Annotated in this window: 7 protein-coding genes; 2 read left to right on the top strand and 5 right to left on the bottom strand. The window is 74.3% G+C overall.

Annotation, left to right across the window (positions count from 1 at the left end; translation table 11 throughout):
• Positions 1-174: 174 nt before the first annotated feature.
• Complete coding sequence (locus tag JWR81_RS04360) at positions 175-2,718, bottom strand: ATP-dependent Clp protease ATP-binding subunit (protein ID WP_297646819.1); 2,544 nt, start codon at positions 2,716-2,718, stop codon at positions 175-177.
• 21 nt (positions 2,719-2,739) lie between these two features.
• Positions 2,740-4,062, bottom strand: a complete 1,323-nt coding sequence (locus tag JWR81_RS04355) for an FAD-dependent oxidoreductase (protein WP_297646817.1) — start codon at positions 4,060-4,062, stop codon at positions 2,740-2,742.
• Between the two features lie 389 nt (positions 4,063-4,451).
• Between JWR81_RS04355 and JWR81_RS04350 the strand changes: the two genes are divergently transcribed.
• A complete protein-coding gene (locus JWR81_RS04350) occupies positions 4,452-4,688 on the top strand; it encodes a WhiB family transcriptional regulator (RefSeq protein ID WP_297646815.1) in 237 nt (78 codons plus the stop codon).
• 266 nt (positions 4,689-4,954) lie between these two features.
• Positions 4,955-6,505, top strand: a complete 1,551-nt coding sequence (gene mptB / locus JWR81_RS04345) for a polyprenol phosphomannose-dependent alpha 1,6 mannosyltransferase MptB (RefSeq protein ID WP_297646814.1) — start codon at positions 4,955-4,957, stop codon at positions 6,503-6,505.
• Between the two features lie 23 nt (positions 6,506-6,528).
• On the opposite strand, the gene JWR81_RS04340 is transcribed toward mptB, so the two are convergent.
• Genes JWR81_RS04340 through JWR81_RS04330 form a run of 3 tightly spaced genes read right to left on the bottom strand, consistent with a single transcriptional unit; the run spans position 6,529 to position 10,164 of the window.
• Positions 6,529-8,622, bottom strand: coding sequence for a xanthine dehydrogenase family protein molybdopterin-binding subunit (locus JWR81_RS04340; RefSeq protein ID WP_297646812.1), 2,094 nt, complete (start codon positions 8,620-8,622; stop codon positions 6,529-6,531).
• A gap of 1 nt (position 8,623) precedes the next feature.
• Entirely contained in the window at positions 8,624-9,643 is a 1,020-nt protein-coding gene (locus JWR81_RS04335; protein WP_297646810.1) for a xanthine dehydrogenase family protein subunit M, read from the bottom strand.
• A complete protein-coding gene (locus tag JWR81_RS04330) occupies positions 9,640-10,164 on the bottom strand; it encodes a (2Fe-2S)-binding protein (RefSeq protein WP_297646809.1) in 525 nt (174 codons plus the stop codon). Before JWR81_RS04330 ends, JWR81_RS04335 begins: the two co-directional genes overlap by 4 nt.
• Positions 10,165-10,238: the final 74 nt, after the last annotated feature.

Below are 10,238 nucleotides of genomic sequence, written 5' to 3'. Positions count from 1 at the left end.
GCCGGGGGTTCGTTCAGCGACCCCGCGGGCCCGCGGGCGGCCACGGTCATGTGGGCCTTCTTCCGCGCTCAGCGGCTCGAGCGCGTCGTGAAGGGGGCGTCGCGGGTCGCGGGCGCCTGAGCCGGGGGCAGCGGATCAGTCGCAACTGCTGGTGGTCGGTCTCCCCGTGCCCGGTCAGGTCGCGGCGGCGGGGTCGGCGACCTGCACCTGCAGCTCCCCGTCGACGGCGTCGACCCGGGCGTGCCGGCCGGACGTCAGCTCGCCGGTGAGCAGGAGCCCGGACAGCCGGTTGTCCACCTCGCGCTGGATGGTGCGCCGCAGCGGGCGCGCGCCGAACTCGGGCTGGTAGCCCAGCTCGGCGATCCGCCGCACCGCGTCGTCGCTGAACTCCACGGTGATGTCCCGCGCGGCCAGCCTGCGGCGGGTCTCCCCGAGCAGCATGTCGGTGATCGTCATGAGCTGCTCGGTGTCGAGCCTGCGGAACACGATGATCTCGTCGACGCGGTTGAGGAACTCGGGCCGGAACACCTCGCGCAGCCGGGGCATGATCTTGTCCCGCAGCGGGGCGTCGGTGTCGCGGTCCCGGGCGCTGCCGAAGCCGAGCGTCGCGCCCTGGCTCGTGACCAGCTCCGACCCCACGTTCGATGTCATGATCACGACGGTGTTGCGGAAGTCGACCGTGCGGCCCTGGCCGTCGGTGAGCCGGCCGTCCTCGAGCACCTGCAGCAGCACGTTGAAGACGTCCGGATGGGCCTTCTCGATCTCGTCGAGCAGCAGCACCGAGTAGGGGCGGCGCCGCACGGCCTCGGTGAGCTGGCCGGACTCGCCGTACCCGACGTAGCCGGGAGGCGCTCCCACCATGCGCGCGACGGTGTGCCGTTCGCTGTACTCGCTCATGTCGAGGCGGACCATCCGGTCCTCCTCGCCGAACAGGGCGACGGCGAGGTCCCGGGCCAGCTCGGTCTTCCCGACGCCGGTCGGACCGAGGAACAGGAAGCTCCCGACGGGGCGGGCCTCGTCGCCGAGACCGGCGCGGGAGCGGCGGATCGCCTCGGCCACAGCCTGCACGGCCTCGTCCTGGCCCACGACGCGCTCGTGCAGCTCGTCCTCCAGGCGCAGCAGCCGGTCGCGTTCGGCCTCCGTCAGCTGCGCGACGGGGATCCCCGTCGCGCGCGACACGACCTCGGCGATGTCCTCGACGCCGACCTCGGGGATCCCCCCTTCCGCGCCGCTCGCCGCCCGGATGCTGCCGCGCACCTCGGCCATCTGGTCGCGCAGCTCGCTCGCCCGCTCGTACTGCTCGTCGGCGACGGCCTGGTCCTTGTCGCACTCCAGCTGTTCGAGGCGCTGTTCGAGCCCGCGCCGGTCGACCGACGGGGTGCGGGTGCGCAGCCGAACGCGGGCGCCTGCCTGGTCCATGAGGTCGATCGCCTTGTCGGGGAGGAACCGGTCGGTGACGTAGCGGTCCGACAGCTCCACGCCGGCGCGCAGCGCGTCCTCGGTGTAGCGCACCTGGTGGTGGGCCTCGTAGCGGTCGCTGAGACCGCGCAGGATCTCGATCGCGTCCTCGCGGCTCGGCTCGGGCACGAGCACGGGCTGGAAACGGCGGGCGAGCGCGGCGTCGGACTCGATGTGCCTGCGGTACTCGTTCAGCGTGGTGGCGCCGATGACGTGCAGCTCGCCGCGGGCCAGCGCCGGCTTGAGCATGTTGCTCGCGTCCATGGACCCGCCGCCCTCCCCGCCCGCACCTGCGCCGACCATCGTGTGCAGCTCGTCGATGAACACGATGACCTCGTTGGCGTGGGCGCGGATCTCGTCGATCAGGGCGCGCAACCGCTCCTCGAAGTCGCCGCGGAAGCGGGTCCCCGCCACCACGCTCGAGAGCTGCAGCTCCACCACGCGGCGTCCCGCGATCGTGTCGGGCACGTCGCCGTCGACGATGCGCTGCGCGATGCCCTCCACGACGGCGGTCTTGCCGACCCCCGCCTCGCCGATGAGGACCGGGTTGTTCTTGGTGCGGCGGGAGAGCACCTCGATGGTCTGCTCGATCTCGTCGGCCCGCCCGACGACCGGGTCGAGCTGGCCGCTGCGGGCGGCGGCGGTGAGGTCCTGGCCGTACTCGTCGAGAGTGGGCGTCGCCGACGCGCCACCCTGCTGCGGCGAGGCCGCGCCCGCGCCGGGCCGCCCCGCCGGGAACGGGCCCTGCCCCTGTCCGGCCGGTCCGCCGGGGGAGAAGCGGGCCTGTGCCAGCAGCTGTCCGGCGGCGGACTCGTCGTTGGCGGCGATGGCCATCAGGATGTGCTCGGGCCCGATGTAGGTCGACCCGAGGGACCGTGCGACCTGGTGGCCGTCGAGCAGCGCGCGCTTCGCGGCGGGGGTGAGGCTCGGGGCGCGGTTGCTGGGCTCGCCGTGGCCCAGCTGCTCGTCGAGCATCCTGCCGATGGCGTCGGGGTCGACGCCCGCCCGGCCGAGCCACTCACGAGTGGGTTCCAGCCGGGTGGACGCCAGTAGCAGGTGCAGCGCGTCGAGGTCGGTGTCGCCGCGCTCGATCGCCAGCTGCGCGGCGAGCGCGACGAGCTCCCTGGCCTTGGCGCTCATCAGCCGGGTCAGGTCGATCCGGCGGACGGGCCCGCGGGTCCCCGGGGGCCCGGACCCGAGGTAGCGGGCGATGAACTCGTCGAATGAGCCGGGGTCGTCCGGCCCGGTGAAGCCGGTCATGGGCTCACCCTTTCGTGGGGATCACAGGACATCGCTGGTCCGGGGCAGCCGGCGTGGCAGCTCGGGGGAGGCGGTGTCGAGGGGCACCGCCTCCGAACGGACCAGCCCGAGCTGGACCGCCGGCCGGGGCAGAGCGGCGTCCACGACCCAGTCGATGGCGGTACGCACGCGGTTGCCGGGCATCGACAGCAGGTGGTAGCCGCGGGCCACGGCCTTCGCGGGCACTCCGGACAGGGGCACGTGCAGCGGGTTCGCGGCCGCCTGCGCCCCGGCCAGGTCCACGATGAAACCCAGGTCGTGGTGCAGGTAGGGCTTCCGCTCGCCGTGACCGAGCGCGGCGGCGATGTTGCGGCCGGCCAGGACGCCCTGACGCTGTGCGTGCTGCGCGGTCATCGCGGTGATGGCGCCCGGCCGGGTCATGTCGGGCACGGCGGCGGCGTCGCCGCACGCGAGCACCTCGGGACGGCCCGGCACGGTGAGGTACGCGTCGACCACCAGCCGGCCCTGCTCGGTGGGCAGGCCGACGGACTCGACGAACGGGTCGGGACGTACGCCGACCGCCCAGACCAGCGACCGCGTGGGCACCGTCTCGCCGTCGCTGAGGCGCACCCCGTCCCGAGTGGCCTCGGCGACCGACGTCCCCATCCGCACCTCGACGCCGCGCTGCCGCAGCACCCGGTCGGCGGTCCGGGAGAGACGCTTGTCCAGCTCGGGCAGCACCCGCGGGGCGATGTCGAGGAGCATCCAGCGCATCCGCTGACCGGCCAGCCGCGGCTGCCGCCGGGCGAGCTCCGCGGTGAAGGTCTGGCCCTGCGCGGCCACCTCGGTGCCGGTGTACCCGGCGCCCACCACCACGAAGGTGCAGCGCGCCTCCCGCTCGGCGGCGTCGGTGGTGGCCCCGGCCTGCTCGACCTGGCGGATGATGTGGTCGCGCAGGTACACGGCCTCGGGGATCCCGCGGAACCCGTGGGCGTGCTCGGCCACGCCGGGCACGGGCAGCAGCTTGTTGACGCTGCCCACGGCCAGCACGAGCCGGTCGTAGGAGAGCACCCCGGCGTTGTCGTCCGTGTCCTCGAACGTGACGGTGCGCGCGTCCAGGTCGAGCGATCGGGCCTCCCCGAGCACGAGGCGGGCGTCCGGTAGCTCCTGGGGCAGCGACACGGTGATCCGGCGCGGCTCGAGGATGCTGGCCGCGACCTCCGGCAGCAGCGGCAGGTAGAGGAAGTAGTCGGTGGGGTTCAGCACGGTGACGTCGACGCGGTCGCCCAGCAGGCGCAGCATCGTCCGCGCGGCGTGGAAGCCGGCGAAACCGCCGCCGACGACCACCACTCGTTCCCGATCCATCCGGCTACCTCCCGAGGGCCTCTGCTGGGCCTACCCAGGTGACCGGTGGGAAAACGTGCCGCCGATCAGGCCGCGTGGGACCGTCGGCGCCCGGCCCGTTCGAGCCGCTCGCTCTCCCGGGCCCGCAGGACCGCCTGACGGTGACGTCGCCGCACCTCCACTGGATCGAAGGGCGTCGCGCAGCGGCAGGTGTCCGGTTCGACGACGACGTCCCCGCAGCGGTCACAGATCAGAACCGACATGGCGAGCCTCCCCGGTAGGTCGGTTGTGGTGCGCGTGTTCCCGCTCCCGACCGGCGCAAACGCGATGTCTGGTCAGCGGTTCGGACGCCGAGGCCGGGGTATCCGGTCGTTCCACCGACGCTGTCCCCACCTGCTAGGAGCCCTTCCGTGAGCGATTTCCGCGAGCGCGCGGCGTGCCGTGACGTCGATCCCGAGCTGTTCTTCCCCGTCGGCACCGGTCCTGCCGCGCAGGCGCAGGTGATCGCGGCGAAGAGGATCTGCCATGGCTGCCCGGTACAGCTGCCCTGCCTCGAATGGGCGCTGCGGAGCCCGCAGGACGAGGGGGTCTGGGGCGCGCTCGATCCCGTGGAACGGCGCGGCCTGCGCCGGCAGGCCCGCGTGTAGCCACCCGCCGTGCGTACCGGTCCCGTCGGCCGCCCGGGCATGATCGGCCGACGGGGAAGCTTCGGCGGGGATGATGACGTCGCCGTTCCCGGCCGGGTGCAGTATGGAGGGGTGCCGGGGCGGGGTGAGCGACGGCCATGCGGCACCCGGTGTCCGACGCCCACCCCGAAGGACGACATCGGGAGCAGACCGGAGGTGACGGCCGTGCGATGGCCGGACCCGACCCCGTGCGGCGCGGTCGGACCGAGCCCGGCCCGGCTCGTCCCGTGACCGCGACCCTCCCGCGTTCCCGGACGCCCCGGCCCGCTCCCGGGGCGGCGGACCCCCTGCGCCGGCTGCGCCGTCTCGGGCTGGCGGCGTCGCTGATGACGGCAGGCGCCGCTCTGGGCGCCGGGGCCCTCCCGGTGCCGAACCCGCTGCTCGGGCTGCGGCTGATCGGCCTCCCGAGCCGCAACGTCACGCTGGCGCTGGCGCTGGCCTACGCCGGCGTGGGGCTGCTCGTGCTGGCGTGGCTGGCGGTGGCGCGGACGCTGTGGCACCCCGCGGGCGAGGCCGTGACGAGGGCGCAGCTCGCGCGCGCCGCCTGCACGTGGGCGGTCCCGCTGGCCGTCGTGCCGCCGCTGTTCTCGCGCGACGTCTACAGCTACCTCGCCCAGGGCGTGATGGTGGCGCGGGGCTTGGACCCGTACGTGCTGGGCCCTGCCACGGCCCTCGGGATCGACGACCCGCTCGTGCGCAGCATCCCGACGATGTGGCGCGACACGCCGACGCCCTACGGTCCGCTGTTCCTGCTCCTCGAACGCGGCGTCACGGCCGTGACCGGCGACGACATCGCGCTCGGCGTGCTGCTGCACCGGGCCGCGGCGCTGGCCGGCGTCGCCGCCATGGTCTGGGCCCTGCCACGGCTGGCAGCCCGCCGCGGTGTCGACGGACGCCGGGCGCTGTGGCTGGGGGTGGCGAACCCGCTGGTGCTGGTCCACGTGATCAGCGGCGCCCACAACGACGGCCTCATGGTCGGGCTGTTCCTCGTGGGACTGGAGCTCGGTCTGAGCGCCGGGCCGCGGATGCTCGACGCCCGGTTCCTCGGCGGCGCCGCATCGATCGTGTGCGCGTCGGCGATCAAGCTGCCGGCCCTGCTGGTGCTGGGTTTCCTGGGTGTGTCGTGCGCGCGACAACGGGGCGCGGGCCCGCGCGCGGTCGCGGTGGTCGCCGGGGTGCTCGCCGCGGTCGTCGTGGCGGTGCTGGTCCCGCTGTCGTGGCCCCTGGTCGACGGGTGGGGGTGGGTGTCCACGCTGACCGTTCCCGGCTCGGCGATCGCCTGGATGTCGCCCACGACCGATCTGGGCCTGCTCGGGGGGCTGCTGGGTGTCGTCGCGGGACTGGGCGACCACACGACCGCGGTGCTCGCCCTCACCCGGGGGACGGGCCTCGCCGCGGCGGCGGTCTGCTGCACCGTGCTGCTCGTCGCGACGCTGCGGGGCCGGCTCGACCCGGTGACCGGCACCGCGGCGGGCCTGGCGGCCGTCGTGGTCCTCGGTCCGGTCGTGCAGCCGTGGTACCTGCTGTGGATCGTGGTACCGCTGGCGGCGACCGCCGCGACGCGGCGGCGGGCCGTGCTGCTCGCCGTGTCGGGGTGCCTCGCGGTGCTGGCCGTGCCGACCGGCTCCGACTTCTTCTTCCACGGCTACCAGCTGCCGCTCGCGGTCGCCGGAGCGGCGGTCGTCCTCGCCGCTGCTCTGGTCCCGCTGTGGCGTCCACCCCGGTGGCCGGCCCGGATGTCGCGAGCGGGACCACCACCGACCCGATCGGCGGGATAGCGGCACCGCCGGTGCGGGTGCCGTCACACGCGCGACCCGAGGCCGGCGAGCACCGCGTCCAGGGTGATCGGCAGGTCGCGGACGCGGACCCCCGTGGCGTGGTGCACCGCGTTGGACACCGCCGCCGCGGTGCCGACGATCCCGATCTCGCCGACGCCCTTGGACCCCATCGCGTTGACGTACGGGTCGTGCTCGACCACCCAGTGGGCCTGGATGTCGCCGACATCGGCGCACGCCGTGACGTGGTAGTCGGCCAGGTCGTGGTTGACGACGTGGCCGAACCGCGGGTCCAGGACGCCGCTCTCGTGCAGGGCCATCGACAGGCCCATCGTCATGCCTCCGACGAACTGCGAGCGGGCCAGCCGCGGGTTGATGATCCGCCCCGCGGCGAACACGCCCAGCAGGCGCGGGACGCGGATCTCCCCGGTGTCGGGATCGACGCGCGCCTCGGCGAACTGCGCGCCGAACGCGTACATCGCGTGGCCGTCGTCGGGCGGCCCGACGTCGCCGTGGGCCTCGTCGCCGGGCCCGGGGGCGTGGCCGAACTTGTCGTGGAACGCCCGCGCCGCCTCGACCACGGCCGAGCCCCACGTCGTCATGCCCGAGCTGCCGCCCGCCACCGACGCCATCGGCAGGTCGGTGTCGCCGATGCGCGCCTCGACGTCGTCGACGGGCACGCCGAGCGCGTCCGCGGCGATCTGGGCGAGCGTGGTCCAGGTGCCGGTGCCGAGGTCGGCCGCCCCGATCTCGACGACGTAGCGTGACCCCTCGTACCGGATGGTCGCCGTCGACGCCGTCATCCGGTTGACCGGGTAGATCGACGCGGCGACACCGGTGCCCACCAGCAGGCCGCCCTCGGTGCGGACGCCGGGGCGCGGGTCGCGCCCGGCCCAGCCGAAGCGCTCGGCGCCCTCGCGCAGGCACGCCACGAGGTTGCGGCTGGAGTAGGGCTTGCCGGTGAGCGGGTCGAGCTCGGGTTCGTTGCGGATCCGCAGCTCCACGGGGTCGATGTCGAGCAGCTGCGCCAGCTCGTCCATCGCGACCTCGGGCCCGAACATGCCGGGCGCCTCCCCGGGGGCCCGCATCCACGACGGCACGGGCACGTCCAGCGCTGCCAGCCGGTGGGTGGTGCGGCGGTTCGGGGCGGCGTACATCGTGCGGGTCGCGGTGCCCGTCTGCTCGGCGAACTCCTTGATCCGCGAGGTCTGCTCGACCACGTCGATCGCGATCGCGTCCAGCCGCCCGTCGCGGCCGGCGGCGAGCTGCATCCGCTGGATCGTCGGGGTGCGGTAGCCGGAGAGGGAGAACATCTGCTGGCGGGTGAGTGCCAGCTTCACCGGACGGCCCGGCACGGCCCGCGCGGCCATCGCCGCGAGCACGACGCCGGCATGCGGGTTGCCCTTGCAGCCGAACCCGCCGCCGACGTACGGGCAGACGACCCGCACCCGGACCGGGTCCAGCCCGAACACGGTGCACGTCGCCTCGCGTGCGTGGTGCACGCCCTGCGTCGAGTCCCAGATCGTCAGGTGCCCGTCGGCCCACAGCGCGGTGGACGCGTGGGGCTCCATCGGGTTGTTGTGCTGCATCGGCGTCGTGTAGGTCTGCTCGACCGTGACCTCGGCGGCGGCCATCGCCGCGGCGACGTCGCCCTGTGCGGTGTCGGTGGGGAAGGCCGGGTTGATCTTCTCCGGCGCGTAGAGGTCGTCACGGCCGGCCGAGAGCTCGACGTCGTGCGGCGCCTCGTCGTAGGACACGGTGACGAGGTCGGCGGCCTCCCGGGCGATCTCGGAGGTCTCCGCGATCACCGCGCCGACGATCTGGCCGCGGAAGGCCACCTCGTCGGTCTGCAGCACCGCGAGCTCGGCGTCCTCGGTGGAGGCGAGCCGCTCGGCGGTGAACGGGGTCAGCACGGCCAGCACGCCGTCGAGGGCCTCGGCGCCGGAGGTGTCGACGCCGGTGACCCGGCCACGGGCCACCGTCGCCTGCACCGGGTGCGCGAACGCGGCGTGCTCCACCGGCGTCTCGTAGGCGTAAGTGGCGCGCCCGCGGACCTTGGCGGGGCCGTCGCGACGAGGGAGCTCCCGGCCGATCGCACGGGGTTCCAGCAGCCCGGTCACCTCAGGCCTCCTCGACGGCGAGCTCGCGCAGGACCGCGGTGAGGGTCCCGCGCAGCAGCGGGATCTTGAACCCGTTGCCGCCGTCGAGTCCGTCGACGGCCCGGGCGTCGGCGAGCTCGGCGTCGGCCGCGGCGCGGTAGCTCGCGTCGGCCGCGGTGGCGCCGCGCAGCGCCTCCTCGGCGCGGCGGGCGCGCCAGGGCGCGTGGGCCACGCCGCCGAACGCGATGCGGGCGTCGCGCACCACCCCGTCCTCGACCTCCACCGCGGCAGCCACGCTGACCAGCGCGAACGCGTACGAGGCCCGGTCGCGGACCTTGCGGTAGAGCGAGCGGGCCGCGATCGGCGAGGCGGGCAGGTCCACCGCGGTGATGAGTTCCCCGTGGCGCAGCACCGTGTCGTCCTCCGGATGGTCGCCGGGCAGGCGGTACAGCTCCGTGACCGGGACGACGCGGTCTCCGTCCGGCCCGAGCACGTGGACCCGTGCATCGAGGGCGGCCATCGCCACCGCCATGTCCGACGGGTGGGTCGCCACGCAGTGCTCCGAGGCGCCGAGGATCGCGTGGCTGCGGGTCCAGCCGCCACCGCGCTGCCCGGGGACGGACAGAGCCGAGCAGCCGGAGCCGGGGGAGCGCTTGTTGCAGGGCGTGGTGACGTCCTGGAAGTAGACGCAGCGGGTGCGTTGGAGCAGGTTGCCGCCGGTGGTGGCCATGTTGCGCAGCTGCCCGGACGCACCGGCGAGCAGGGCCTGCGCCAGCACCGGGTAGCGCTCGCGGACGCGCGGGTCGGCGGCGAGGTCGCTGTTGCGCACTGCGGCCCCGATCCGCAGTCCGGCGCCGTTGTCGGCGATCTCGTCGGAGGTCAGCGCCGTGACGTCGACGAGCAGCCCCGGGGTGGCGACACCGAGCTTGAGGTGGTCGACGAGGTTGGTGCCGCCGGCGAGGAACGCTGCGTCGGGGTCGGCGGTGACGGTCTGCACCGCGGCGGCGGCGTCGCCCGGGACCTGGTAGGCGAAGGGCCTCATCGCGCCGCCTCCCGCCCGGCTTCCCGCACGGCGCGCACGATGTTCACGTAAGCCCCGCAGCGGCAGAGGTTGCCGCTCATCCGCTCGGCCACCTCCACTTCGTCCAGCACGTCGAGGCCGACCTCGGCGGCGACGTCGGTGCTCGCCGCGCTGGGCATGCCGGCCCGGACCTCGTCGAGCACGCCGACGGCGGAGCAGATCTGGCCCGGCGTGCAGTAGCCGCACTGGAAGGCGTCGCGGTCGAGGAAGGCCCGCGCCACCGGGTGCAGCTCGCCCTCGGGGGCCAGGCCGTCGGCGGTGGTGAGCGACGACCCGTCCTGGGTCACGGCCAACATCAGGCAGCTCAGCGTGCGGCGGCCGTCGAGCAGCACTGTGCACGCACCGCACTGTCCGTGGTCGCATCCCTTCTTGGCGCTGGTGCTGCCCAGTCGCTCGCGCAGCAGGTCGAGCACCGTCGTCCGGGTGTCGACGGTGAGGCGGTGTTCCTGCCCGTCGACCGTCAGCGTGATGTCGGTGTCCACCCCCCTCCCTGTTCCCATGCCGGTGCGGGGCAACCCTCCTGAGGACGATTCGTCGGCGGGCGGACCGCCCGGTC

This window comes from Pseudonocardia sp. (assembly GCF_025965585.1).
GTDB lineage: Bacteria > Actinomycetota > Actinomycetes > Mycobacteriales > Pseudonocardiaceae > Pseudonocardia.
Note: the sequence above shows the minus strand (reverse complement) of the source record. Positions and strands in the feature narration are given on the sequence as shown.

Excerpts from the sequence above, each read along its gene's own strand:
- JWR81_RS04360 (WP_297646819.1), bottom strand. The coding sequence starts at position 2,718 with ATGACCGGCTTCACCGGGCCGGACGACCCCGGCTCATTCGACGAGTTC.
- JWR81_RS04355 (WP_297646817.1), bottom strand. The coding sequence starts at position 4,062 with ATGGATCGGGAACGAGTGGTGGTCGTCGGCGGCGGTTTCGCCGGCTTC.
- JWR81_RS04335 (WP_297646810.1), bottom strand. The coding sequence starts at position 9,643 with ATGAGGCCCTTCGCCTACCAGGTCCCGGGCGACGCCGCCGCCGCGGTG.